Source organism: Cupriavidus sp. GW823-FHT06D04 (genome assembly GCF_058795055.1).
The window spans coordinates 1-24,315 of the sequence record NZ_JBXAHL010000065.1 but is presented as its reverse complement, the minus strand read 5'-3'; the positions used below and the strand labels follow the sequence as shown (position 1 = coordinate 24,315).

At 62.6% G+C, this 24,315-nt stretch carries 19 protein-coding genes and 3 pseudogenes; 5 read left to right on the top strand and 17 right to left on the bottom strand.

Going from position 1 to position 24,315, the window contains the following annotated elements; translation table 11 throughout:
- Nucleotides 1-33: 33 nt before the first annotated feature.
- The 9 genes and pseudogenes from AC1Q7H_RS37955 to AC1Q7H_RS37915 form a co-directional block, all read right to left on the bottom strand.
- Complete coding sequence (locus AC1Q7H_RS37955; protein ID WP_492382412.1) at nt 34-492, bottom strand: DUF3141 domain-containing protein; 459 nt, start codon at nt 490-492, stop codon at nt 34-36.
- A gap of 141 nt (nt 493-633) precedes the next feature.
- Nucleotides 634-825, bottom strand: a pseudogene (locus tag AC1Q7H_RS37950) (transposase); the annotation flags it as partial.
- Nucleotides 826-963: 138 nt separating this feature from the next.
- Nucleotides 964-2,685: a SulP family inorganic anion transporter gene (locus AC1Q7H_RS37945; RefSeq protein WP_492382411.1), complete on the bottom strand. Its 1,722-nt coding sequence runs from the start codon at nt 2,683-2,685 to the stop codon at nt 964-966.
- A gap of 266 nt (nt 2,686-2,951) precedes the next feature.
- Nucleotides 2,952-3,746 carry an NAD-binding protein gene (locus AC1Q7H_RS37940; RefSeq protein ID WP_492382410.1) on the bottom strand — a complete coding sequence of 265 codons (795 nt, stop codon included), beginning with the start codon at nt 3,744-3,746 and terminating at the stop codon, nt 2,952-2,954.
- 256 nt (nt 3,747-4,002) lie between these two features.
- Complete coding sequence (gene ppk2 / locus AC1Q7H_RS37935) at nt 4,003-4,830, bottom strand: polyphosphate kinase 2 (protein WP_492382409.1); 828 nt, start codon at nt 4,828-4,830, stop codon at nt 4,003-4,005.
- Between the two features lie 874 nt (nt 4,831-5,704).
- Nucleotides 5,705-5,851: pseudogene (locus tag AC1Q7H_RS37930) on the bottom strand (transposase); the annotation flags it as partial.
- 247 nt (nt 5,852-6,098) lie between these two features.
- The gene (locus AC1Q7H_RS37925) at nt 6,099-9,164 is read right to left on the bottom strand and encodes an efflux RND transporter permease subunit (RefSeq protein ID WP_492382408.1); all 3,066 of its coding nucleotides are present in this window, start codon (nt 9,162-9,164) and stop codon (nt 6,099-6,101) included.
- Complete coding sequence (locus tag AC1Q7H_RS37920) at nt 9,161-10,273, bottom strand: efflux RND transporter periplasmic adaptor subunit (protein ID WP_492382407.1); 1,113 nt, start codon at nt 10,271-10,273, stop codon at nt 9,161-9,163. The genes AC1Q7H_RS37925 and AC1Q7H_RS37920 overlap by 4 nt, the downstream gene beginning before the upstream one ends.
- Entirely contained in the window at nt 10,270-11,802 is a 1,533-nt protein-coding gene (locus tag AC1Q7H_RS37915; RefSeq protein ID WP_492382406.1) for an efflux transporter outer membrane subunit, read from the bottom strand. Before AC1Q7H_RS37915 ends, AC1Q7H_RS37920 begins: the two co-directional genes overlap by 4 nt.
- 899 nt (nt 11,803-12,701) lie before the next feature.
- On the opposite strand from AC1Q7H_RS37915, the gene AC1Q7H_RS37910 reads away from it, so the two are divergent.
- Entirely contained in the window at nt 12,702-13,070 is a 369-nt protein-coding gene (locus AC1Q7H_RS37910; protein WP_492382405.1) for a calcium-binding protein, read from the top strand.
- 80 nt (nt 13,071-13,150) lie between these two features.
- Here the strand turns inward: AC1Q7H_RS37910 and AC1Q7H_RS37905 are convergent, their stop codons facing one another.
- The 8 genes from AC1Q7H_RS37905 to AC1Q7H_RS37870 all read right to left on the bottom strand — a co-directional run bounded on the left by AC1Q7H_RS37905 (nt 13,151) and on the right by AC1Q7H_RS37870 (nt 20,688).
- Nucleotides 13,151-13,351, bottom strand: coding sequence for a P-loop NTPase fold protein (locus tag AC1Q7H_RS37905; protein WP_492382413.1), 201 nt, complete (start codon nt 13,349-13,351; stop codon nt 13,151-13,153).
- Between the two features lie 382 nt (nt 13,352-13,733).
- On the bottom strand, nt 13,734-13,931 hold the full coding sequence (locus AC1Q7H_RS37900) for a hypothetical protein (protein WP_492382404.1): 198 nt from the start codon (nt 13,929-13,931) through the stop codon (nt 13,734-13,736).
- Between the two features lie 168 nt (nt 13,932-14,099).
- On the bottom strand, nt 14,100-15,143 hold the full coding sequence (gene dmpG / locus AC1Q7H_RS37895) for a 4-hydroxy-2-oxovalerate aldolase (RefSeq protein ID WP_492382403.1): 1,044 nt from the start codon (nt 15,141-15,143) through the stop codon (nt 14,100-14,102).
- An 11-nt stretch (nt 15,144-15,154) separates the two neighbouring features.
- Complete coding sequence (locus tag AC1Q7H_RS37890) at nt 15,155-16,105, bottom strand: acetaldehyde dehydrogenase (acetylating) (RefSeq protein WP_492382402.1); 951 nt, start codon at nt 16,103-16,105, stop codon at nt 15,155-15,157.
- 11 nt (nt 16,106-16,116) lie between these two features.
- Nucleotides 16,117-16,896 (bottom strand): 2-keto-4-pentenoate hydratase, encoded by a 780-nt coding sequence (locus AC1Q7H_RS37885; protein ID WP_492382401.1) that lies wholly within the window; start codon nt 16,894-16,896, stop codon nt 16,117-16,119.
- Nucleotides 16,896-18,782: a bifunctional 3-(3-hydroxy-phenyl)propionate/3-hydroxycinnamic acid hydroxylase MhpA gene (gene mhpA, locus AC1Q7H_RS37880; protein ID WP_492382400.1), complete on the bottom strand. Its 1,887-nt coding sequence runs from the start codon at nt 18,780-18,782 to the stop codon at nt 16,896-16,898. The genes AC1Q7H_RS37885 and mhpA overlap by 1 nt, the downstream gene beginning before the upstream one ends.
- A complete protein-coding gene (locus tag AC1Q7H_RS37875; protein WP_492382399.1) occupies nt 18,779-19,789 on the bottom strand; it encodes a VOC family protein in 1,011 nt (336 codons plus the stop codon). The genes mhpA and AC1Q7H_RS37875 overlap by 4 nt, the downstream gene beginning before the upstream one ends.
- Nucleotides 19,786-20,688 (bottom strand): alpha/beta fold hydrolase, encoded by a 903-nt coding sequence (locus AC1Q7H_RS37870; protein WP_492382398.1) that lies wholly within the window; start codon nt 20,686-20,688, stop codon nt 19,786-19,788. Before AC1Q7H_RS37870 ends, AC1Q7H_RS37875 begins: the two co-directional genes overlap by 4 nt.
- 144 nt (nt 20,689-20,832) lie before the next feature.
- Here AC1Q7H_RS37870 and AC1Q7H_RS37865 point away from each other — a divergent pair, with 144 nt between their 5' ends.
- The 4 genes and pseudogenes from AC1Q7H_RS37865 (at nt 20,833) to tnpC (ending at nt 24,263) form a co-directional block, all read left to right on the top strand.
- On the top strand, nt 20,833-21,495 hold the full coding sequence (locus tag AC1Q7H_RS37865) for a TetR/AcrR family transcriptional regulator (RefSeq protein WP_492382397.1): 663 nt from the start codon (nt 20,833-20,835) through the stop codon (nt 21,493-21,495).
- A gap of 338 nt (nt 21,496-21,833) precedes the next feature.
- Nucleotides 21,834-22,298, top strand: coding sequence for an IS66-like element accessory protein TnpA (tnpA, locus tag AC1Q7H_RS37860; protein WP_492382396.1), 465 nt, complete (start codon nt 21,834-21,836; stop codon nt 22,296-22,298).
- Nucleotides 22,298-22,651 carry an IS66 family insertion sequence element accessory protein TnpB gene (gene tnpB, locus AC1Q7H_RS37855; protein ID WP_492382395.1) on the top strand — a complete coding sequence of 118 codons (354 nt, stop codon included), beginning with the start codon at nt 22,298-22,300 and terminating at the stop codon, nt 22,649-22,651. The genes tnpA and tnpB overlap by 1 nt, the downstream gene beginning before the upstream one ends.
- A 57-nt stretch (nt 22,652-22,708) precedes the next feature.
- Nucleotides 22,709-24,263, top strand: a pseudogene (gene tnpC, locus AC1Q7H_RS37850) (IS66 family transposase).
- Nucleotides 24,264-24,315: the final 52 nt, after the last annotated feature.

The following is a 24,315-nucleotide window of genomic DNA, read 5'->3' as shown; positions in this document are numbered from 1 at the left end:
CATTCACTCTGACTCTACCGCCCCCAGACTGGGTCAATCGAAATCAGGTGACACGACAACAATTCTGACGCCGGGGGTTTCGGCGTCTTGTTCGTCGCTGAGGTAGAAAGCGAACAAGTTGCCATAGATCTGGAAGAAGGCGGCTTCGGCGGTGGCGTCGCGCAGTGCGCGATAGCAATCGAGCGAAGCGCTGGTCAGTGCCGATATCGTCGACTCAAGCCGGCGGGCCGGATCGTCTGGCCCGAGCGCCTGACGCTGTGCCTTCACCGCCCGCGCGGCCGGCGCCAGCCACCATAGTGCGGGATTGAGGTCGGAGATCGCCCAGCGCTGAAGGCGAAGCGGGTGAAACTCGCGTGCAAGCGTCGCGGCGTATTCGTTGGACATTGCTTGTACCAGCGGGCGCCCGAAGAGCTCGTATGCGCGCTGATTGAACTCCGAGACCGCCTTCACGGCTTCGAATGGTCGCTCATCGGCGCGCTTGAAGCGATTCAAGCGCCCAGTCTGCTGTTCTTGCGCTACGGTGTGACGCCGACCGGCAAGCGCTACGCCCTGGTGCACGAGTGGAGGCATGGGGCGCGCCGATGCGACAATACAGCGCTAACTGAAAGTCGGCTCTATTGAAAAATGAGTGGGTTATGCGGCATGCGGATTGATTGAGGAGAAGTCGAGCTTTCCGGCGATCAGGAAGATCAGGGTGCGCATGGTGTTGAAGCTCACATAACCGCGGGCCTTGCGCTTGGCGGCTTGGAACAGGCCGTTGAGAGCCTCCAGGAAGCCATTGGTCTGGCGCGTCTGGGTCCATGCAATGATGCCGTCAAAATGCTGATATGACTCCCCGTGTCAATCGAGATTGGTTTGGTACAGTTTCAACCCGACCGGCCTGACGCTGGCCTACGTGGAAGAAATGGCCGCCGGGTACGCAAGGGCCAGCGGCACGAATGTGTGAGCAGGCTGTCGGCGAACTCAGTGCGTTGCTCCCCGCACGGCCCCCGGTGGTTGCTGCGCCTCCCATGCCGCGACCGCCCGATCCAGATTGAAGAACATCCGGTCGCGCCCGAGCGTCTCGCCGAGCGGTGAATGCTGCACCATCGCCAGTACGCCCGGGTTGAGACCCACGAGCCAGAGCGTTATGCCGTGCCTGCGCAACTCCTTTTCCGCTTCCGTCAGCATCTTGAGCGCCGTGTACTCGAGATCGATTACTGCGCGCAGGTGGAGCACGACAATCTGGGGATGAGTTTGCTCGATCAGCGTGCGGATCTTCTGGCCGACGCGCTCGGCGTTGGCAAAAAAAATGGGGCCTTCCGGCCTCAACAACAGGAGGTTGGGAAAAGCCTCGTCGTCGGGGTGCTCCGCGGACACAGGACGAAATACGTTCGTGCCAAGCTTGCGGCGCAGCACATATACCGGTGGATCGGACGTCTGGTGAGCAAGCGCGAGGAGCGATACGACAATTGCGACGAGGATGCCCAGCAGGGTGCCGAAGAGCACGACGCCGGAGACCGCAACCAGCGCCCACACGAACTCTGTGCGTCGCACAGCGACAATCGCGCGAAATTCCGATGGCTTGATCAGGCCGATCGAATAGACGATAACAACCGCTGCCAGCGTGGCGTGCGGCATCAGTCCAATGAAGGGCGCAAGCAGCAGCATCGTGCCCAGCGTGACGGCAGCCGTGACCAGTTCGGCAAGCTGGCTGCGGGCGCCCACGAGACGGTTCACGGCCGTCTGGGTCGTTCCTCCGCCCGCCGGCATGGAGCCCAGCAGCGCGCCTCCCACATTGGCAAGACCGATCGCCAGTAACTCCCTATTCGGCTGTGGCGCAGGTTCTCCGCTCTCAACGAACGCTCGCCCGGACGCGATCGTTTCAGTAAAGCTCATCAGTGCAATGCCCGCGGCAGCTGGCCCAAGCGACGCGACAAGCGAAAGGTCCGGCATAGTGACGGAAGGGAAGCCCGTCGGCACACGGCCGACAATGTCGACCCCGTGAAACTGCAGGCCGAGCAGGCTCACGCCGCCGATCCCACACGCCACCGCGATCAGCGGCGCGGGTGCCCGTGGAAAGAAGTGCTCGATTGCCACCAGAATGCCCACCGTAATCGCGCCCACAGCGACTGTCGCCGCTGACGCGTGTGGAATACCCGTGACGGTGGCCAGCACGTTGTGGAAAAACGCCCCCTTGGGAAAGTGAATGCCGAGCAGCTTCGGCAACTGATCCAGCACGATGACGACCGCGACACCGGCCTTGAATCCGGTCAGCACAGGATCGGAAATGAAGTTGGCAACGAATCCCAACCGCAGGAGCGCGGCGAGCGTGAGGATGGCCCCGACCAGTAACGTCAGCGTTGCAGAGGCTCTCAGCAGGTCTGCCGTACCTCCATCCGGGACCACCCGGGCGAGGGACGCTGCGGCGAGGATGGCGATCGTTGCGCTGGTGCTCACGCTGAGCGGCCGAGACGATCCCAGGAACGCGTAGATCACCATCGGAAGGAAGGCCGTATACAGCCCGGCCTGCACGGGCAGCCCCGCGACAGTCGCGTATGCCAATGCCTTCGGAAGCACGACCGCCGCAGCGGTCACACCGGCAATGATATCTGGCTTGATCCACTCCTTCTGATAGTCGCGGACCCACTCCAGCACCGGAATGCGAAAGCCGCCAGTGGGATGTGTTGATGAATCGTGTCCCATAGTCGCGCGGATTCCCTATTGTCATCAAATCCCCAGATCGTTCACAGGTCGCCCCAGCGATACCGGATGCGTCCGCGAATCGGGCGCCGGAGGAGACCGTGCCATTGTCGGATCCTGCCTGTTCGCCTCCGCCAACCGGCTTCGGCATCTCCACTTGCATGGCCGACTCCGCTGTGAAACCTTCTTCCTGACGGGCAGTGAGCAAGTCCAAAGCGTCACGGCGAACATTCGGGCGCCCGCATAGCTTGCGCTTTGAGCACCCCGCTTCATGTCCGTTGCGCCTGCCGCGCATCGATCTGCCCAACCATGGCGCACGCAACGATGTCGTTCTGGTCGATGACGGTCGACGCGCCCGCCTTCTTGAGCAACATCCTGCGCAGATCGTTCTCACCTGACACTACGATCTGGAGCCCGGGATTGAGCGTGTGCGCCACCAGCGTGATCTCTAGATTGCTGTTCGGATCGGTGCCCGTCACGAACAGCGCACTGGCGGTGTCCAGCCTGGCACGCTCGAGTACGTCGTCGAACGAACTCTGATCGCCCAGGATGACCATGTATCCCAGTCCGGATGCTTTTTCGGCCTGCTTTACGTCGGTATCGAGCACGAGCACGGTCGCTCCCGCGTCTCGCAGACGGGCGGCGACCAGCTGGCCGACCAGACCAAACGGGCAGATCGCGACATGGTTGCTCAGCGATTCCAGCTTGTGCTCCATGGCCCTGTTCTCCCAAAAGACCATCACGTCGTCGCCCGACAGCATCCCCGTCAGCTGGCGCAACGCGTAGCCGGCAACCACCATCGTTGCAAGTATGGCGACCAGCATGAACATCTTCTGGTCCGGGTTGAAGTCCGAGAAGTTGCCCAGGGTCGTGACAAGGTTGACCGCATCCCACAAGGCCGTGAACATCTTCGTGGGCAACGGCGCATCCGAGTAGTCGAGCAGCACAAGCCCCACCGACGATCCCAGCAGCACCAGAAACAACAGGCCGACCGCCAGGTGCGCGCGGCGCCGCCATTCCTTGATACGCAGCCCGCCAAGCCGGGGTTCTTCGATCCGGTACATCCCAATCGTTCCTCGAATCCGTTCTTCGAATCGCAGTTCGAACCATTCGGAGGAAGCACGCTCACACAACATGCTCTCCATCCGTCCCCGCTTTCCCGATTACATCATGTCACGCGGGCACGCCAGCGGAACTGGGCCTTGGTCCTGCGCGTCGACGTGTTGCACGAACAAGAAGGCGCATCTGGGCGCGCGTCATCGGCGTTTTCAGCGGGCGTTCCGCAATCCTCGTTCCCCGCCAGACGCAATGCGGCATTGCTCAGAATTTCTCGGGCACATACCTGAAATGATGGTCCGATTCGCGATACCCCCCGGCCTTCTGTCGCTGGGGCAACGACACCTTCTCCCGCGGTACAGTCTCGTAAGGAACCACGCTGAGCAGATGGCTGATGATGTTCAGGCGGGCGCGCTTCTTGCAGTCCGCCCGTGCAACATGCCACGGCGAGAACTCAGTGTCGGTCATGCTGAACATCGCGTCGCGCGCCCGCGAATAGTCGTACCAGCGGCGATAGGATTCGAGATCCATCGGCGAAAGTTTCCAGATTTTTCGCTCATCGTGAATCCGGGCTTCGAGCCTGCGCGTCTGCTCTTCGGGGCTGATTTCGAGCCAGTATTTGATGAGGATGATTCCAGAGTCGATGAAGGCGCGCTCCACGAGCGGTGTAGCCATCATGAACATCTGCACATCCGCCTCCGTGCAAAAGCCCATGACCCGCTCGACACATGCGCGGTTGTACCAACTGCGGTCGAACAGCACGATTTCGCCAGCCGCCGGCAGGTGCGGAAGATAGCGCTGCAAGTACATCTGGGTCTTTTCCCGATCCGTGGGCGCTGGCAGCGCGATCACTCGGAAAATTCGCGGACTCACGCGTTCGGTGATCGCCTTGATTACCCCGCCCTTGCCCGCGCCATCGCGTCCCTCGAACACAACGCAGATCTTGGCGCCAGTCCTTACTACCCACTCCTGCAACTTAACAAGTTCAGCATGAAGCTGGGCCAGTTCCTTCTGGTATGCCTTGCTGCCTAGTTTCTTGTTGTTGCCCGATTTGGAACCGTTGACCTTCGCCTCTTTCCGGATCTCAGACATTGCTTTGTCCCCCAAAAAACGGCCAAACCACCCTCATTTATTATTGTGACATCTTTGCGGCAATTGGTGCGAAAGGCTTGCATCGCGCCCGGCGGCGATTCAGCCAATTGCGTGCTGCCGCGACCGGACCCCTGCCTCAACAACGGCCGCTTCGCCGCGTCCTGGATAACTGGGCGGTCACAAATGAAACCTGAGGTGCGACAAACAAGGTTGAGGTGGGCCGTTTGGACAAACAAAGTTGTGATTTGCTTAGATTTGTGGGAGTCCCTGTGACAAATCCTCCTTCAACCGTACATTAGCCCGAAGGACCACGCTAAAGACCACCCGCCCATGTGAGCGACTGCTCACCTGCAGACCCAAGAGTCACTGTCAGTTTTTCAAAGAAAGTTGAGCTCACCGGACGTCGGGGCTGCAATCCGACGTATCGAGTGCGGCGTGAATTGGGTCGCGCGCCACAGCCCGCGAAGCGTTTGAATATGCAGCGATTGATGCACTGCACGGCCGACGCCTACAAGATTCCGCCATGCACGACAGATCTGGCCATATCCTACGTGGGATCGACAGCGTCAGAACCCCATCCTGCGGGTTGTCTGCTGCAAGGAGAACTTCTCCGCAAAGCACAGCACGGTCTTGGCCGGGGGCCTACAGCAGACCGTGCCTCCTTTGGCAAACGTGGCATCGGTCGGGGAAGCCGCTGCGGACAAGGAGTAGGCGCAACGCCAGGTAACTGCGTATAAGGCACGACGATGTAGGGATATATCGCCGATCCGTTATCCGGCAGAGCCCCGGATGTTGAAGTCGGCTGTGCTCCGGCGATTTTCTGCCGTGATAGTGGTGCGGTCTCCAGCTCAGTGCCGCTCCGACCGTTGCTAACCCAGCGGCCAGACTCTTGGGGTAAATCACGCCACGGGCTGCCAGTACGGGCCGCCCATAGCACGGCTTCGACGAATTCCCGATTGTCAACGGCGGTTCGTCCTCGATCTCCGCATTTGCCTGGTAGTAGTAAACGCGATGCGTTCAGCCTTTTATAATCACCGACGGCTGCATTCCACGCTGGGTTATCTCAGCCTCATGCAATACGAGCAACGCTGGCATGCGGCACAGCGTAAAAAGGCCGCATAACCAGAGAGCTAAGAGCCACACCAAACAGGAGCAACATCGGGCATCCAGAGATTGGCGCACTCAGAGTTCGGTGAGTATGATACGAGCGTCGACTTTGCCCTCGCGCAGTGCCGCAAACACGTCGTCTACCTGCGGCATTTTCGCGCTCACAATTTAGCGTTTTTAGCGTTGCGTCGGACCTTGAACCACGCTGCGTAAAGGGCCGGCATAAAGAAGATCGTAAGCAAGGTCGCAACGGTGAGGCCGCCCATGATGGCGATCGCCATCGGGGCCCAGAAGATGCTCCTCGTCAGCGGGATCATGGCTAGCACCGTAGCTGCTGCGGTCAGCGCCACCGGACGCGTCCGGTGGACGGCCGCATCGACGACCGCGCTCCAGGTGTCACGCCCTTGCGCGATCTCGGCCTGCACCTGGTCAACCAGGATCACCGAGTTGCGCATGATCATCCCGCTCAAAGCGGTGACCCCGAGAATGGCGACGAAACCAAGCGGTGCTTGGAAAATAAGCAGCCCAGCGACGACCCCGATGAGCCCAAGCGGTGCCGTCAGGAACACCATCGTCATGCGCGAAAAGCTCTGAAGCTGTAGCATCAGGATCGTGAGAATCGTGACCAGCATCACCGGAAACACCGCCATCAGCGCGCGGTTGGCCTTGTCGCTTTCCTCGACTGCGCCGCCGACGTCGATGCGGTAACCAAAGGGCAGCTTCGCCTCGATGTGCTTCAGCAGCGGCCGGATCTCCTGGGTCACCGACACGCCCTGCTCGCCGTCCTTGACGTCCGCGCGCACGGTGATCGCCATGTCGCGGTTGCGGCGCCAGAGCACCGGCTCTTCCAGTTCGTAGCGCACGCGAGCGACCTGCGAGAGCGGCACCACCGTCCCCTCGCGTGCGTAGAGATTGACGTCCTTCAGCGTGTCGAGATCGAGCCGCTCGGAAGGTACGGCGCGTGCGACGATGTCGATCAGCTCCTCGTGCTCGCGCAAGTGCGACAGTGTCACGCCGTTCAGGAAGGTCTGGGTTGTGAAGGCGACATCGGCCGGCGCAAGGCCGAGCGCGCGCGCCTTGTCTTGATCGAGATCGACTTTCAGGGTACGAACCGGGTCGTTCCAGTCTAGCTGGACATCGCGCACTTTGGGGCTCGACGCCACCACCGCTTCAACCTCACGGGCGATTTCGCGCACCTTCTGCGTCTCGGAGCCGACGACACGGAACTGCACGGGGAAGCCGACCGGCGGACCGAGTTCGAGGCGGGTGACGCGAACCCACACTTGCGGAAATTCCTCGCTAACGCTCGCCATCAGGCGCGAACGCACGCGCTCACGAGCCTGCGTGTCCTTCGTCATGACGATGAACACAGCATAGCCCGGGTTCGGCAGCTCGGGATTGAGCGCGAGATAAAAGCGTGGCTGGCCAGCACCCGTGTAGGCGGTGAAGAACCGAACGTCTCCGTCCTTCTTCAGCACCGCTTCCATCTTCTTTACCTGCTCGGTCGTCGCGGCGAACGAAGCGCCTTCCTTCAGTCGCAGTTCGACGATCAGCTCGGGCCGCGCGCTGTTGGGAAAGAACAGCTGTGGCACCAACTTGCTTCCGGCAATTGCAGCGGCAAGTGCGGCCACCGTCGCCCCGATGACCCACCAGCGCCGCTCGAGGGCGAGATCGATCCAGCCACGAAGCTTGCGGTAGAAGGCTGTGTCATATGGGTCGCGGCCAGCGTGCTGCTTGCCGAAGTCCTTCGGTAGCATGTTGACGGCCAGGTACGGCGTGATCAGCCCCGAGACGACCCACGAGAACAGCACGGCAGTGCCGACGATCCAGAAAATGCCGCCCGCGTATTCGCCGGTGGTCGACTTGGCGAACCCGATCGGCATGAAGGCGGCGGCGGTGATGAGCGCGCCAGTCAGCCGCGGCATCGCGGTCGCCGTGTACGAGTACGCGGCCGCTTTCACGCGGTCCCACCCCTCCTCCATCTTTACCACCATCATCTCGACCGCGATGATGCCGTCGTCTACCAGCAGGCCGAGGGCGATGATCAGGGACCCAAGCGAGACGCGCTCGAGATTCCAACCCATCGCAAGCATCACCAGGGCGACGACACCCAGCACGATCGGCACCGAGATCCCGACCACGATACCCGTGCGCCAGCCGAGACTGATCAGGCAGACCGCGAGCACGATGGTCAGCGCTTCCAGCAGCGAGCGCTCGAACTCCCCGATCGATTCGCTGACTACGGTCGGCTGATCGGCCACCCGTTCGAGTTCGACGCCATAAGGCAGCTCGGCCTGCACCTTGGCGACTGCCTGTTCGATCGCCTTGCCGAGCTCGACGATGTTGCCGTCGTCGGTCATTGTGATGCCGAGCATCAGCACTTGCTGCCCATTGTGGCGTACGGTATACATCGGCGGATCTTCGTATCCTCGCGTGATCGACGTGAAGTCGCCGAGCTTGAGCAGTCGGCCGCCCGCGGCAATTGGAACGTTGCTAATATCGTCCAAACTGTTGAACTGTCCGCTGACCCGCACGAGCACGCGATCGCCGTGCGTGTCGATCTGTCCGCTTGCCAATACGCTGTTCTGATTGCGGAGGCTTTCGGCGATCTGCAGCGGCGTGATCCCAAGCGCGGCCAGCCGCTCGTTCGAGAACTCGACGTAGACCTTCTTGGCCTGCTTGCCATAGATGTCGACCTTTTTCACCATCGGCACTTTCAGGAGCTGCCGCTTGATGTCTTCTGCCGCGTCAGATAGCTCCCACTGGCTGATGCCGTCGCCCTTGACGGCATAAAGTAGCCCGGTCACGTCGCCATACTCGTCGTTGAAGAGCGGGCCGATGACGCCGTCGGGAAGCTCGAGCTTGATGTCGTTGAACTTCTTGCGCGCTTGGTACCAAGCCTCGCGCTGGTCCGGGTGGGGCGTGCCGCCTTTCACGGTGATCGTCATGCCGCCGTACCCTTGGCGCGCATAGGTCACGACCTTCTCGAAGTGATCGAGCTGCTCGAACTTCTTCTCCATGCGGTTGAGTACCTCGTCCTGGATCTGTTGCGCGGTGGCGCCGGGCCAGATCACGAGCGCAGTCATCGACGGCACCGAGAAGTTCGGGTCCTCGAGCTGACCGAGCCTTGTGAAGCTGAGCGAGCCGCCGATGCCGATCACGAGGATTAGAAACAGCACGATCGCGCGGTGGTTCAGCGCCCATTCGGTGAGGTTGAACGACTTCATCGGTCAGATTGCTTGGTTTCGAAATTGCGCGGCGCGCCGGCAAGCGCGACCTTCAGGCCCGGGGCCATCTTCAGCACACCCGCGGTGACGATCAGTTCGCCTGCCGGCGGTCCGGACACGAGCACGTCGTCGTTGCGATAGCCGTGCACCGATACGCCGACCAGCTCGACAGTGCCCACCTGCTCGGACCCCGCACGACGAACCACCCAGACCGCGGGTTGTCCCTTGTTTTGAGTGATGGCCGAGGCAGGGACCACTGCTGCCGGTGCTTCGCCTACCGGGCGCTCGACCACGAGCGTGGCGGTCGCACCGAGCGGCAGCGCCCGGGGCGTCGCGGGTTTCAGGCGGGCGCGGTAGGTTCGGGTTTGCGCGGCCGCCTGCGGCGAGAGTTCCCGCAACACGACGTCGAAACGTTGCTCTGGCGCGCTAGCTAGCCACGCCTTGTAGCGGCCCGTCTTGAACGTCGCGAGACGATCTTCTGGCAAGTCAGCGACGATTTCGGGCTCGCCTTCGTTGGCGATCGAAGCGATCGACTGGCCTTCGGCGACGACCTCTCCCACTTCGAAACGCACGGCGATGACGACGCCACTATGCGACGCGCATAGCACCGTGTATTTCAACCGGTTGCGTGCGAGCTCGAGTTTCTTCCGTTCGGCTTCGGCCGTCGCCAACGTTGTCTGCGCACCAGTCTGCGCCTTCTCGTCGTCGGATACGCTCACCGAGCCGTCGGTTTTGAGCGAACTGAGCCGTTGCCGATCGGACTCGGCCAACCGGGCCTGCGACACGGCGGCGGTCACTTGCTGCCGTGCTGCTTCCTCGGCGAGCCGATAGTCGGTGTCGTCAAGCACCGCGAGCACGTCGCCCTCGCGAACCTTCTGGCCGACGTCGACCTTACGCTGGACGACCTTGCCGCCGACACGAAATGCCTCATTGACTTCGTGGCGCGACTGCACGGTGCCGACGTAACGGTCGGTCACCTGTATCTCGCCATAGCGGATCTCGGCAGTGCGGACCGCTCGAAGCGCCTCGGGGGCGGGCTTTGACCCGCAGGCAACCAGCATCGCGGCGATCGGCACAACCGAGAACAGTGCGCTGACAGGGGTTTTCACGATGGTTCCTCGTGTCGAAACACGTTTGACGGATTGCACGAAACCGCGGTGCAGACAGGCGCGGCAACGGGCTCAAACACCTCCCAACCTCCGCCAAGCGCCTTGTACAGTTGGACGCTGTCGAGCAACAATTGCGTGCTGCTGTCGTTAGCGATCGCCCGGACGGCCAACCGCGTCCGCTGAGCATCGAGCAGCGGCAGAAGGTCAATCTGGCCGCGGTTGTAGAGGGATTGCGCGCGGCCCAGTGCCGCTTCAGCCGAAGCCGCGGCGCTCTGCAGCAGCTGCGCACGTTGGCGTTCGTCGTCGAATGCAACCAGCGCGTTCTCAACGTCTTCCAGCGCGCGTACAACCGCATCTTCATAGTGAAGGACTGCTTCCTTTTGACCGCTTTCGGCGATATCGTTGATCGCTTGCGTCCGCCCCGCATTGAAGATCGGCATTGCGATGAGGCCGGCAACATTGATGAAGCGCGCTGGACCGAGGGCAACCCCGTTCAAATCGATGGACTCGCGGCCGAACACTGCACCGAGAATAAGTCGCGGAAACCATTCCGCCATTGCCTGTTGCCTTCGCGCGCTAGCAGCGTCGAGCTGCGCGCTTGCGACCCGCAGATCCGGCCTCCGCTGCAAGAGGGCGGCCGGTTGTCCCGGATGGGCGGGCGGAACGATTGCTTCGACGCCCGATGTTGTGATGCTCGCGGCATTGAACGCCTGATCGCCCACCAGCACCGCAATCTGATGGCGCGAGACGGCGGCAAGGGTCTCGAGCGGCGATATGGCCGCGCGCATTTTAGAAGCTTCAGTCTGTACGCGCTCGACGTCGAACGGAGTCGCTAGGCCGACACGTTCGCGGGCCGTGACCAGGCGCAGCGTCTCGTCCTGCGCGGCAGATATTGCGCGCACGGTGTCGAGCTGGCGCAACGCACCGACGAGCGTGAAGTAGTTCATGGCGACATCGGTCAGCACCAGCAGTCGCACGCCGCGCGCGGTATTTTCGACCGCGATGGTGTCGGCTGCAGCCGCGGCCGCACCCGCCCGCAGGCGGCCGAAGAGGTCGACTTCCCACGAGGCAGCAATTCCGACCTGCCCCGCCCGTGTATTCGCCGCTTCAGGAACGAAGTTTTTGAGGAGGGTGTCGTAATTGGTCCTGTGATCGAAGCCGTTGGCGCCAATGCTCAAGGTCGGTAGGAGCCACGAGCGGCTGATCGTTTCTCCGGCTCTCGCGGCCCGCACGCGCTCCGCCGCGATCCGGACGTCTCGGTTCTCGTGCGCCGCCCGACGGACCAGATCGGAAAGCACCGGGTCACCGTAGCTATCCCACCAAGCCGACTCGGGCTCCTCCGCAGGTGCGGACGCGGCCGCGAATCGGCCGGGAACCTCGATCGAGGGTTGCATGACCGGTGCCGAGCAACTTATCAGAGCGAGTGTCAGCGACACGACCAGCGCGGCGGCCGGGCCGCGCGCTGATGACACCTCGATAAAGCGGGGCGGCACCCTCATCGTCAGAGCAATGGTTGCAAATGACAACATAGAGTTCTTCCACGAGTGCCCCGGGGGCCACTCTAGTGAAGTACGACGATACGTGTGTCTCGTAAGCACCTTTTTCGCTTGCCGAATGCTCGATGCTCCGCTGCAAAAATCGCTGAGCGAGGCTCCGTTCAATGTGCCGACTGATCGCTCAAAAAAACGACAAACCGACTTGCCAGCTTTGAATAAAGCTAGTCGCCTTTTCCCGTTAAAACCTTGATGCAGGTCATGAGACTGACACCTTGGACCTCGGTCGGCTAAGGCGACACGACGGCCCGTCGCTCGGGAAAGGCGTGTATCGCTCATCGACCGCACGGCGTCATGGTCATGCGCCAGCCGTTCGATGCGAAGATCATCGGGCCGCGATATCAGGTTTCCCCTCAAGCTCGGAAGTGGTCGAGTTGCACCGCGATCACCACCACTGCGGCGAATGATCCGTCGGGGCTGGAGAGACGGAATGTCGGGGCGATGCTCGAGGAGCCGGATCGCAGTTGTGTCGCAGTAAGCCTCCGGTCGAATGGGCCGGTGTCGAGCTCAGCGCGTGTGTGCAACGGTCATGAACCCGGAAGTCGCAAAGGTATTGAAGCGTCTGCACTACAGGTACGCGCCGACGCTGGGCCTTACCCTATGCTGCCATCATCGCCGATACCACCGTCGCGGCTCAACAGCCACCGCAAGCGACAACACCACCGCCGCGTGCCCAACGCGCCGACTTCCTGGTGGGTGACACCGTGGCCTTTACGGACCAGCACCTGCACGAGCGCATCGGCGCCATCGTACGCATCAACCAGAAGACTGCTTCTGTGCAGTGCAATCCCGGTGAGAGTCACTGGCGTGTCTCGTTTGCTCTTCTGCGCCAGGTCGTCGACCTCTGAGATTCCATCGACATCAATACGAAAGACATGCCTAAACGCAAGATCGAGCCAGACCGCGAACAGCGAATCGAGATGGGGGTGGTCGTCGACGCTTACAGCTCAGAGGAGCGGTCTATTGCGTGGTATTACTACTTGGAGGAGCGACTCACCGTTCCATTTGAAGCTGAGGTTCGCAAGAGTATGCCAACCTCGCCGCTCAGTCCCGGCGATCGGGTTCAGGTGATCGCAATGGCGCCGGACGACCTGTGCGAGTGTGATGTCTTCGTGTGGATACCGTGGAACAAGCGCAAACTTGCCATACCACTAGCCCAACTCGTGCCGTTGGCGAGCGACGAGATGACGCGGCAGGCGATTGCCGATTGGCAGTACTGGCGGGATCGAGGCTACCACTTCTGACATCGGTCCGTAAGCCGTGATGCCATAACATCCGGCGCTCGTCCACCGCTTCGATGCCATGCCGGAGCCGTAGTCCCACGTCAACATGGGTTCTGCTGACGGATACCTAGGAACTTGCTCAAGTACGCGGCCGCATCGGTCTCGGCGCCATAGACGCCCCGGATCGCCTTCTCCAGCTGCTCCCGGTTCATCACGAGCATGAAAACAAGGTTGGGCACGTCGAAGAAATGCTTGATCCGCTCGACCAAGCGGACGGCGAAGACCGGGCGGCAGCGGTCCATCTCGCCCACATAGGCGCTGTACGTTCAGGCCGGTCACGCCACACACGAGACTGGGCGCCCATCAGCGCGGTTACGCTCAACCCCGAGCGCGAGATCGCCGTGCCCAGCAGCATCAAGCCAGGCGCTGAAATGCAGCGCTTGGCGGCATGAATGAGACGACACCTGTCTTGACGCGCGCCGGCTGCCTCTGGCGCCATTTCCAGGAGAGCTGATCCGGCGTCTAGGCGTTCGCCATCGCCCCCGAAGGCCATAGACAGTCTGACCGGACAATCGAACTTCGCTTCGTCGGGATCAATACCAAGGGGCCCGTGTACTGCCAAACGCTCAAGTGCCGCAGCACGGACGTCAGCACGACCACGCACAAAGGCATATTGCAAACAAGTCAGGTTGCGCAGCTCGATTGCTTGCTCCATGACAAGTCATGGATTACCTTCAGGTCGGGAATCTCTTCCCAAACCTTGTTTGCTGCCGCCAGGGAATCGAGCGGCAAGGCAATCGAGGCGCCCCACATGGATGCATCTTCAATCCCGTATCCACCGGCTATTGCGCCGTTGATGGCCCAGGCAGCATTTGAACTCATGAGGGTGGTGGCTGGCCAGTGCTAGGACCGAACGCCGCTTTGCGCTGAATGTAATGATGTGTTTCATGTTTTCGCTCCATTTTTTTGGGGGAAGAGAATCCTCGGCAGTTGCCGGTGACGCATTCATTCCGTAACGTGTCGCTGAGGGTGAGCGCTAACCCGCTTCACTCATGATGGTTCAGCGTGCTGCTGTTCGTGCTCTCTACGCTTGAGCAGGTCCAAGGCGACATCCACAATCATGTCCTCTTGCCCGCCCACCATGCGTCGGCGGCCAAGTTCGACGAGGATGTCCACCGCTTTCAGACCGTACTTTCCGGCGACGACCTCAGAGTGGCGCAGAAAACTGCTGTATACGCCTGCATAGCCCAAGGCAAGTGTTTCGCGATCAACGCGAACAGGGCGATCCTGCAAGGGGCGGACAATGTCATCGGCGGCATCCATCAATCCGTAGAGATCGCAGCCATGATCCCAACCAAGACGGTCTGCCGCGGCGATGAAGACTTCCAGGGGCGCATTCCCGGCTCCGGCGCCCATCCCTGCCAGGCTGGCGTCGATCCTGTCACACCCTTCCTCTACGGCGCCAATGCTGTTGGCCACCCCGAGGCTCAGATTGTGATGCGCATGCATACCGGTTTGCGTTTCCGGCTTCAACGTATCCTTGAATGCCCGGAAGCGATCCCGAACGTCGTTCATGCTGAGCGCACCACCAGAATCCACTACATAGCAACAAGTAGCCCCGTAGCTTTCCATGAGTTTCGCCTGTTGAGCGAGGCCAGCGGGAGTCTGCATATGGCTCATCATCAGAAAGCCGACCGCTTCCATGCCCAGATGCCGGGCATACTCGATATGCTGCCTTGAAATGTCGGCCTCGGTGCAGTGCGTCGCGACGCGCACGATGCGCGCACCGGCATCAAAGGCGGCCTTGAGGTCATGCACCGTGCCAATGCCGGGCAGGAGCAGCGTAGCGATCTTTGCGTGTTTGACCACGCTCGCGACGGCCTCGATCCACTCCAGGTCGGTGTGGGCGCCGAAGCCGTAGTTGAAGCTGCCGCCCTGAAGGCCGTCGCCGTGGGCGACCTCGATCGAGTCGACCTTCGCCTCGTCGAGCGCGCGGGCGATCTGCTTGGCCTGTTCTACCGAGTACTGGTGGCGGATGGCGTGGCTGCCGTCGCGTAGCGTCACGTCGGAGATGTAGATCTTCTTGGTGCTCATGTGGGTCTCCTTCAGGCGGTTACGGCGGCAAACATGCGCGCGGCCATTTTCTCGGCGGTGCGCAGCGAGGCGCTGGTCATGATGTCCAGGTTGCCGGCATAGGCGGGCAGATAATGCGCGGCGCCCTCGACCTCAAGGAAGATCGAGGTCTTCAGGCCGCTCATGCATGGGCCGACGCCAGGGATGTTGAGCGGGCGATCGGCCTCGATGCGGTCGAACTGCAGCGTCTGCTTCAGGCGGTAGCCCGGCACATAGGCCTGCACGTCGGCCACCATGCGCGCGACGGAATCGGCGATCGCCTCCTCGTCGACGAAGTCACTCAGGGTGTAGACCGTGTCGCGCATAATCAGCGGCGGCTCGGCCGGGTTCAGGATGATGATGGCCTTGCCCTTCTTCGCGCCGCCGACGACCTCGATCGCCTTGGAAGTCGTCTCGGTGAACTCGTCGATGTTGGCGCGGGTGCCGGGGCCGGCGCTCCTGCTGGAGATGCTGGCGACGATCTCGCCGTAGTGGACCCTGGCCACGCGCGAGACCGCCGCGACCATCGGGATCGTCGCCTGACCGCCGCAGGTGACCATGTTGACGTTGGGCGCATCGATTTGCGCCGCGCCATTGACGACCGGGATGCAGTAGGGGCCGATCGCCGCCGGGGTCAGATCGATGAGGCGGATGCCGGGCTTGAGGCTGCGCAGGAAGGCGTCGTTCTTTACATGGGCGCCGGCCGAGGTGGCATCGAAGACGATGTCGATGTCGGCGAAGACCGGCAGGCGGGCCAAGCCCGCCACGCCCTCGTGGGTGGTCGCCACGCCGATGCGGGCGGCGCACGCCAATCCATTGGAGGCTGGGTCGATGCCGACCATCGCGCCCATCTCGATATCCTTTCCGTGGCGCAGAATCTTGAGCATCAAGTCCGTGCCGATGTTGCCGCTCCCGACGATGGCAGCTTTCAATTTGCGGGTCATTCCGTTATCTCCTAAACCATGCGGCAGGCAACGCTGCCCAGTGCACCGATCTGTGCGTGGATATGGTCGCCGGCGACAATCGGCGCCATCGGGCCGAGAGCGCCCGAGAGAATCACCTCGCCTGCCTGGAGGCCCGCGCCGCGCGCAGCCATCGTGCGCGCCAGCCAAAACGCGGCGCGCAGCGGGTGCGCCAGACAGGCGGCGCCGCCGCCCACCGAGGCCAGTTCGCCGTTGCACGTCATCTGCATGCCCAACTCGCCCAGGTTGAGCGCTCCCAGCGTCATGGGCTGGTCGCCGAGTACGTAGAGGCCGCAGGACGCGTTGTCGGCCACGGTATCGGCGAGCGTGATCTTCCAGTCGGCGATTGCGCTGTCGACGATCTCGATGGCGGGCAGCGCATAGGCGATGCAGCGCAGGAACTCCGCCCAACTCGGCATGCCGGCGTCGAGCTCGCGGCCGACGACGAAGGCGATCTCGGCTTCGGCCTTTGGCTGCATCAACCGACGCATCGGCACTTCCTGGGCATGCTGGAATTCCATGTCTTGGAACAGCATGCCGAAGTCGGGTTGGTCAACGCCCAGTTGCAGTTGCACCGCACGCGAGGTAAGGCCGATCTTCCTGCCGACGATGCGCCCCCCTTCGGCCACGCGAATCCGCGTGTTGATTTCGGCCACCTCATAGGCGGCCTCCAGACTGGCGATGGCGAATCCCGCTGAAATCGGTGCGATCGGCGTACCGCTTCGGCGCGCTTCACGCAGCGCGGCCGCTGCGCGGTTGGCGGCGTTATCCATCACGCAGCCTCCCGGGTGACGACGCTCACGGGACGAGGCGACGCGCCGGCTTCCATTCGGTCCCGCTGCAGTTGTTCGCTCGCGACCCGGGTGGCGTGGGCCAGTCCATCGCCGCGTTCGAGCGCAAACACGAACTTGTCTGGTCGGAGGATCGCGACGCTGCCGCGCTTGTGGCCCTGGGCCTTCAGCCAGGCGAACCAGGTGGATTCGAAGTCTTCGACCTCGATGAGCCCCTCGGGTCGCGTACGCTGACGCGGGTCCTGCGGCCGCAGGCCCCAGGGGTAGACCACGACGAAGCGGGCGCCAAGGGCCTGCCAGGTCGCGAGCGCCTCGGCGCTAAGCTGGTTGCGGGGATCCACGCCGGCTCCGATCAGCGCATACTCGGCGCCGATCAGGTCGTCGAGGCGGTGCGCCCTACCGTCGGGACCGATTACCTTCGGCTGCGGCATCAGCCGTCCTTCCGGCCCGCTCAGCCCGCGCCGCGCGAGCCCGTGGTAAGTCCCTCGCCAGTAGGTGGCCGAGGGAATGAAGTTCCCCTCGCGCATGAACTTGCCCACCACTGGCAGCCGCAACGCGAGCCTGATGGCGACGTTGCGCAGCCGCGCGCCAAGGGGGCTGGTCATCGACACGATGTTCTTCACGCGCACCGCCTCGCGCGTCATTGCCGCGGCATGCGGGCGGCGTTCGGTCTCGTAGCTGTCGAGCAGGCGTTCGCCAGCGCGGCCACGCAGCACGGCATCGAGCTTCCAACCCAGGTTGTAGGCGTCGCGTACACCGGCGTTCATGCCCTGGCCGACGAACTGAGGCGTCATGTGCGCCGCATCGCCCGCCAGAAAGACGCGTCGCTCGCGCCAGCGCTCGGCCATCAGCGCGTTGAAGGTATAGACGAGGTGGCGCAGGATCTCGAACTTGTCGACCTCGATATGGCGCGATAGCAGCTGGCGCACGGTATGGATGTCTTCGAGGTATTCGCGCTTCTGGCCTGGCATCAGCATGAACTCGTAGCGGTGGTGCCCATCGGGTTGCACGCAGTTCACTGTCGGGCAGGCGGGGTCGCAGATGAAGCTGAAATAGGGCAGATGGTGCAGGCCGTCGCCGCGTACTTTCTCCTTGATGTCGACCACCACCCAGGGATCGGGAAAGCTCTTGCCCTGCATGGAGATGCCGAGCTGCGTGCGCACGAGGCTGCGGCCTCCGTCGCAACCGATCAGGTAGCGCGCGCGCACCGCAGATTCCTGCGCCGAGGGCTTCAGCTTGACTTCCGCCGCCGCTGCCGGCTTGCCGTAGTTGCAGCCCTCCGTGGTGATGTGAAAGACGGTGACGCCCTCATCGTCCTGCTCGAAGCGGGTCAGCTCCCGGCCTCGCTGCACCGTGACGTTCGGATAGCGCGCCAACGCGTCGCCAAGCGCGGTTTCGAGCCGCGGCTGATAGAGGAAGTAGGACGCGTCCCAGGCGTAAAGTCGGTTCGGGTTGCTCAACTGCAGGAACACGTTGCCGTCGGGCATGGCGAACTGCACGACCGGCGACTGCAGCATGCCTGCCGCGAGCTCCTCCGCCAGACCGAAGGACTGGAAGATGCGCATGCATTCACCATCGGTGTAGACCGCCCGCGCATTACCGTAGAACTGCGGCTCGCGCTCCAGCACCAGCACACTGTGGCCGCGCTGGCCGAGCACGTGGGCGAGCGTGAGTCCGGTCGGCCCAAGGCCGACGATGACGACGTCGTAGTGAAACTCCCCGACCCGACGGGCGGGGGGCTCCCACGATTCGGAGCGAAGCCTGTCGGCTCCCGAGTCGGAGCGATCGCCCTGCCGATCTCCGGCCTGCGTACCCAAGCGCGCACTGGGCGCGTCGTCGAACGAACGGTTTGCGGTATCCATCTTCATGATGCAACCCCTGGCGTGTATTCCTTGCGGGTGAGCGAGCCGAGCGCTCGCGCCATCTGGACCAGCTTCATGCCGAGCGTCAGGCTTTCGGGGAAATGCCCCCACAGGCTGATGCCCTGGTAGGTGCAGGCCTGCCAGCCGGCTTCGGCCTCCTCGGTGACGACGATCGGGTCCCAGCCGAACTCGACCGCGAAGCCGCAAGGGGTCGTGACGTAGAACGAGAGCTCGCGGTCGTTCGGATGCTGGCCGATGCCGTTGGCCATGGCAAAGCCCATCTCGCGCAGCCGGCGGTAGGCCGTCACCACGTCGTCGAAGCGGGCGACCTGCAGGTTGAGGTGGTGAATGCGGTTGCGCAGCGGATCCATGCGCTTGCCGCGGGTCGCGGCCAGCGCGAGGCTGTGGTGGCGCTCGTTGAGACGCAGGAAGGTGATGTCCATCACCACGCCGTTGACGCGTTCCTCGATGAAGTCGGAGATCCGGGCGTCGAAAGTGCGCTGGAGGAAGGCGAGCAGGGCCTCGGGTTCGCGCGTCGAGATCGCGAGGTGGCCCATGCCGGCCGCTGCGGTGACGAAGCCGCCGGCCTTCATCTGAAGCGGGGCGGTGCTGAGGATCGGCCGGGTGAAGAGCTCGAAGGCCATGTGTTTCGGACCCTCGAAGGACCAGTAGCGCTCGACGCCGCGCAGGCCCGCCGCTTCGCCGGACTGCTCCCGCACGATCACGCCGTCAGTGCGCAGGCGGCTCAAGACGAGTTCAAGTGCCGCTTCGTCTTCAAGCTGCCAGCCAACGGCCACCACATCTTCGGCAGGTCCGAGACGAACGATGAGCCGGCGCTGGTGTTCATCGATACGCATGGCCAGCACGCCGGCCTGAGGCGCGTCGATGTGCAGGCCGAGGCCTTCCCCGGCGAAACGCTGCCACTCATCAAGCCGGGACGACTCGACTAGCACATATCCCAGGCGGATGCGGCCGTACAGGCTGGTCGCGATTGGGGTCGAGCTCGATTTCATGCTGCGACTCCGACGACAGCCGGCGTGGCGGCAAGCTCGTCCGCCTTCAAGAAGGCGCTGACCGCCGCATTGAATTCGTCGGCCCGTTCCCACTGCACCCAGTGGCCGGTGCGGCTGAAGAGGTACAGATCACAACGGGGCATCAGCTTCTGCAGTGTCGCACCGCCGCTTGCCGGATTGACGCGATCCTCCACGCCCCAGAGCACCAGGGTCGGATTGGCTAGGGCTGGCAGGCGCGGGTCGAGAGTCAGGTCCAGCTTTGCCAGCACCGCTGGATCCCCAGGCGCACGCAGCGGCGGATTGGCGATCACCTTGGGGTCGATGCTGGCCTCGTAACGCTCGCGCAGTACCGATTCGGGGACTTGGCTGCCGTCGTACACCAGGTCTTCGGTGATGAAGCGGCTCAGCTTTTCGAAAGTGGGCCCGTCACCGGTGTAGTAAGTGAGGAGGCGCTTCAGCCCGTCGGTGGGCGGCGCCTTGGAAACGTCTACACCGCCCGGGCCCATCAGTACGACGCGATCGATCCGCTCGGGCTGATCAAGCGCCATCCGTAGCGCGCAACCGCCGCCGGCGGAATTGCCGACCACGTGCGTGCGCGCGATGCCCAGCGCATCAAGCAGGCCATGCATGGTGTCGGCCAGGTCGCCCCAGATGTCGCTCGGGTCGAGGCCTTTACTCGACTTTCCATAGCCAGGCATGTCGGGCACCAGCACGCGGAAATGCGCGGCCAGCGCCGTGATGTTCCGCGCGTAATTGGAGACGCCCGAGGCACCCGGGCCGCCGCCGTGGAGCATCAGCACCGGCGGGCCTTCACCCGTGTCGGCAAGATGGATCTGCCGGTTTCCGACTCGCAGCATGCGGGTCTCGGTGCTGTGATCGAGGGCTTGGATGACGCTCATGCGATGCTCTCCTGAGGTGGCTGAATGGCCATTGTGCAATACAACATACATGTTCTGTATTGGACATCTGTGTTCAGTATAGAGCAAGCAGGTCCACTATTGTCAAGGGTATAATCGTGCAAGAAATTCTGGAGCTGTCCTTTTATGAACGAATCTGTTCAAGGCGGAGTCGAGTCCGCCCCGCCCCCCGAACCCGCCCTCAGCGCGGCCCAGAAGCGCATTCACAGCGCGGCGATGAAGCTGTTTGCAGAGATGGATGTGACCCGGGTGAGCATCAGCGATCTGGCCGCCGCGGCCGGCGTCGCGCGCGGCACGGTCTACAAGAACCTGGGCGACACCGAGGGCTTGTTCGAGCAGGTGGCGGCGCAGCTGGTGCGCGAGATGACGATCCGGGTCACCCAAAGCCTCGCGGACACGGACGACCTCGCCTTGCGCCTGGCCTTCGGCATCCGCCATTACCTTCGACGCGCCCATGAGGAACCGCACTGGGGGCGCTTCCTGAACCGCTTCGGATTCAGTAGTGCTTCACTTCAGACGCTGTGGTCGACCGACCCTATCCATAACCTCAGTGAAGGCATCGAAGCTGGCCGCTACCGGATCACACGCGAGCAACTGCCGTCGGCCGTGGTCATGCTGGCCGGAACGGTGATCGCCGCCATGCTGCCGGTGCTCGAAGGCCACCGCACTTGGCGAGAGATCAGCGCCGATACGGCGGAATTGCTGCTTGTGGCCCTGGGAATTGCGCGCGACGAAGCAAGGGTTCTGGCGAATTTCGATTTGCCGCCGCTGCTGACACTGGACAAGTGATCCGCGTAACTGACACTCCCAACCCAGGCTTATCAGAAGCCCCCATTAGCGGGTATTGAGCTTGACTAGGGGATGGAAGCGGGGAGCTACGTTTCCAGCGCAGACGTGCGTTGCTGCTCTACATGGTTCGAAATTGGGATTTGCCCTGCGTGCGGTGCGCAGCTGGCTTGCAAGGGCCACCATCGCACGGTCTTCCGCTCGGCATTCGGGCGAATGTCGATCGACAGCCCGAGGTTCTATTCATGCCGACGATGGTAAGCGCGAAATTGACCCCACCTAGTATTTGCGGCTGAGAGTGGGCAGGCTTGCGTCCGCAACCACTATTTGCGGACGCAATCATGATGGAAGCCGAGTTTGACGCTCCGCCGCTGAGGGTGACCCGTATTCGCTCCAACGGAAAGCGAGACTATGACCGGAGGGACAAGCGCCGACTGGTCGAGGCATGTCTGCGGCCTGGGGTATCGGTAGCCGGGATGGCCCTCAAGGTCGGCATCAATACGAACCAGTTGCGCAAGTGGATTCGGCTGCACCAGTTGGCAAATGAAGCCACCGCGGCCGCGGAGTCTGCGTTGCCGGCGTTCGTGCCGGTCGTCGAGGTGAGCGACGTGATGCGCGTCACGGAATCGCCGGTGGTGCGGGGACGTCCGCCGGCCGAGGCGCCTGCTCGCACGCAACCATCGCAGCGCCCGTCACCAGCATTAGTGAGGGCGCGGCTACCCAACGGCGTGACGGTCGAACTTGAATGCGGCGGGCAGGACGTTGCGCTTGTGAAGGCGATGATCGAAGCGTTGGGAGCGCGTTGATGTTCCGATTCGGCTCCGACGTGCAGGTCTACCTTCACCGCAATGCCGTGGATTTCCGCCTCGGGATCAATGGGTTGGTTGCGCTGGTCGAGCAGTCGATGCAGCTTGATCCCTTTGCCTGCGCCGTCTATGCCTTCCATAACCGTCGGCGCAACCGCGTCAAACTGTTGCTGTGGGACCGTAACGGGTTTTGGTTGCTGCTCAAGCGCCTGGAGGAAGACCGCTACGCGTGGCCACGGCGGCAGCAGACGGTGATCGAGCTGACAACCGAGCAGTTGCACTGGCTGCTGGACGGTATCGATGTGGACGCCGTGCAGCGCCACCCGTCACGCCAATATCAGCACACGGCTTGATTTCCGTTCGGGGTGACGTATACCTATCTGCGCGGTCGCTGCACTATCGTGTCCAGCATGAACGAACACGACTTCTCGCGTTTGCCGCCGGCCGCCCAGGCCTATATCCGCGAACTCGAAGCGAAGGCTGCCACGAACGCCCAGCACATCGCCGAGCTGACCGAGCGCATCAAGCTCCTCGAAGAGCAGTTCCGACTCGCACAGTCCAAACGCTTCGCACCAAGCAGCGAAAAGCTCAAGGATCGCGTGTTCGATGAAGCCGAGCAGATGGTTGCCACGGCCCTGCCTGACGACGAGGATGACGCGTTCGCGCTTCCGGACACGGGGTTGCCGGAACCTGGTAGGCCTGCAGGCGGAAAACGTGGCCGCAAGCCGCTACCGGCGGAGTTACCGCGCCAGCGCATCGAGTACGACCTGACCGAAGACCAGAAGATCTGCCCATGCTGTCAGGGCTCGATGCACCGCATGGGCGAGGAAGTCAGCGAGCAGTTGCACATCGAAGCAAAGGTCTCAGTGCTGCAGCACGTGCGCTTCAAATACGCGTGTCGGCACTGCGATCGCAATGCAGAGCGAACGCCGGTGTTGACCGCGCCGATGCCAACGCAACCACTGCCGGGCAGCAACGCAAGCCCGGCTATGCTGGCGACGGTGACCGTCGGCAAGTACGTTGACGGCACGCCGCTGTACCGCATGGAAGATGCGCTGGGGCGGGCTGGGATTGCGGTTGGCCGTGGAACGCTGGCGAACTGGATCATCCGTCCTGCGCAATTGCACTACAGCCGTCTGTACGAGGCGCTACGCTGCACGCTGCTGTCGCAGCCGCTGATCCATGCCGATGAGACGACGGTGCAGGTGCTCAAGGAGGAAGGCAAGGCCGCGCAGAGCAAATCGTATATGTGGGTCTACCGCAGCGCGGAGGACTGCGAGCATCCGGTGGTGCTGTTCGACTACCAGCCGGGGCGCGGACAGGAGTATCCGCAAACGTTCCTCGCCGGCTACGAGGGCATGTTGATGACCGATGGCTACAGTGCCTGGCGCACCCTCGAAGGCGTCACGCACTTCGGTTGTCTTGCTCATTCCAGACGGGTGTTCGTTGATGCGCAAAAAGCGGTAAAAGAAGCCCAGCGCTCGAGTTGCAAAGGCCCTCGAGTACTTCAAGGCCCTGTATCAGGTGGAGGCGCTCGCCAAGGAGGATCTGCCCAACGGCGAAACGCGCGCCAACTACACGTACCGGCTGCGTCAGCAGCGTAGCGTACCGTTGCTGAAAGCCTTCAAGGCGTGGCTGGATGAGCAGGCGCCACAGGTACTGCCGGAAAGCCTGCTGGGCAAGGCCATTGCCTACGCACGCAACCAGTGGGAATACCTGAGTCGATATGCTATCGATGGACGAGCGCCGGTGGACAATAACGCGGTCGAGCGCGATATCCGACCATTCTGCACAGGTCGAAAGGCTTGGCTCTTTGCAGACACCGTGGCTGGCGCCAAGGCAAGCGCCATGATCTATAGCCTGATGCTTACGTGCCGCGCCTGTGACGTCGAGCCGTATGCCTACGAGACCGCGCCTGTGACGTCGAGCCGTATGCCTACGAGACCGCGCCAAACCGGGGGCTGACTAAGCGGCAAGGCGGTGGTCTTCTTCTCCGGCGATGGAGGGATACCAGCGT

Bases quoted from the DNA above. Each gene is read 5' to 3' on its own strand.
- AC1Q7H_RS37945 (WP_492382411.1), bottom strand. From the start codon at position 2,685: ATGGGACACGATTCATCAACACATCCCACTGGCGGCTTTCGCATTCCG.
- AC1Q7H_RS37940 (WP_492382410.1), bottom strand. From the start codon at position 3,746: ATGTACCGGATCGAAGAACCCCGGCTTGGCGGGCTGCGTATCAAGGAA.
- ppk2 (WP_492382409.1), bottom strand. From the start codon at position 4,830: ATGTCTGAGATCCGGAAAGAGGCGAAGGTCAACGGTTCCAAATCGGGC.
- AC1Q7H_RS37925 (WP_492382408.1), bottom strand. From the start codon at position 9,164: ATGAAGTCGTTCAACCTCACCGAATGGGCGCTGAACCACCGCGCGATC.
- AC1Q7H_RS37915 (WP_492382406.1), bottom strand. From the start codon at position 11,802: ATGTTGTCATTTGCAACCATTGCTCTGACGATGAGGGTGCCGCCCCGC.
- AC1Q7H_RS37910 (WP_492382405.1), top strand. From the start codon at position 12,702: ATGCCTAAACGCAAGATCGAGCCAGACCGCGAACAGCGAATCGAGATG.
- AC1Q7H_RS37905 (WP_492382413.1), bottom strand. From the start codon at position 13,351: ATGGACCGCTGCCGCCCGGTCTTCGCCGTCCGCTTGGTCGAGCGGATC.
- AC1Q7H_RS37900 (WP_492382404.1), bottom strand. From the start codon at position 13,931: ATGAGTTCAAATGCTGCCTGGGCCATCAACGGCGCAATAGCCGGTGGA.
- dmpG (WP_492382403.1), bottom strand. From the start codon at position 15,143: ATGAGCACCAAGAAGATCTACATCTCCGACGTGACGCTACGCGACGGC.
- AC1Q7H_RS37890 (WP_492382402.1), bottom strand. From the start codon at position 16,105: ATGACCCGCAAATTGAAAGCTGCCATCGTCGGGAGCGGCAACATCGGC.
- AC1Q7H_RS37885 (WP_492382401.1), bottom strand. From the start codon at position 16,896: ATGGATAACGCCGCCAACCGCGCAGCGGCCGCGCTGCGTGAAGCGCGC.
- mhpA (WP_492382400.1), bottom strand. From the start codon at position 18,782: ATGAAGATGGATACCGCAAACCGTTCGTTCGACGACGCGCCCAGTGCG.
- AC1Q7H_RS37875 (WP_492382399.1), bottom strand. From the start codon at position 19,789: ATGAAATCGAGCTCGACCCCAATCGCGACCAGCCTGTACGGCCGCATC.
- AC1Q7H_RS37870 (WP_492382398.1), bottom strand. From the start codon at position 20,688: ATGAGCGTCATCCAAGCCCTCGATCACAGCACCGAGACCCGCATGCTG.
- AC1Q7H_RS37865 (WP_492382397.1), top strand. From the start codon at position 20,833: ATGAACGAATCTGTTCAAGGCGGAGTCGAGTCCGCCCCGCCCCCCGAA.
- tnpA (WP_492382396.1), top strand. From the start codon at position 21,834: ATGATGGAAGCCGAGTTTGACGCTCCGCCGCTGAGGGTGACCCGTATT.
- tnpB (WP_492382395.1), top strand. From the start codon at position 22,298: ATGTTCCGATTCGGCTCCGACGTGCAGGTCTACCTTCACCGCAATGCC.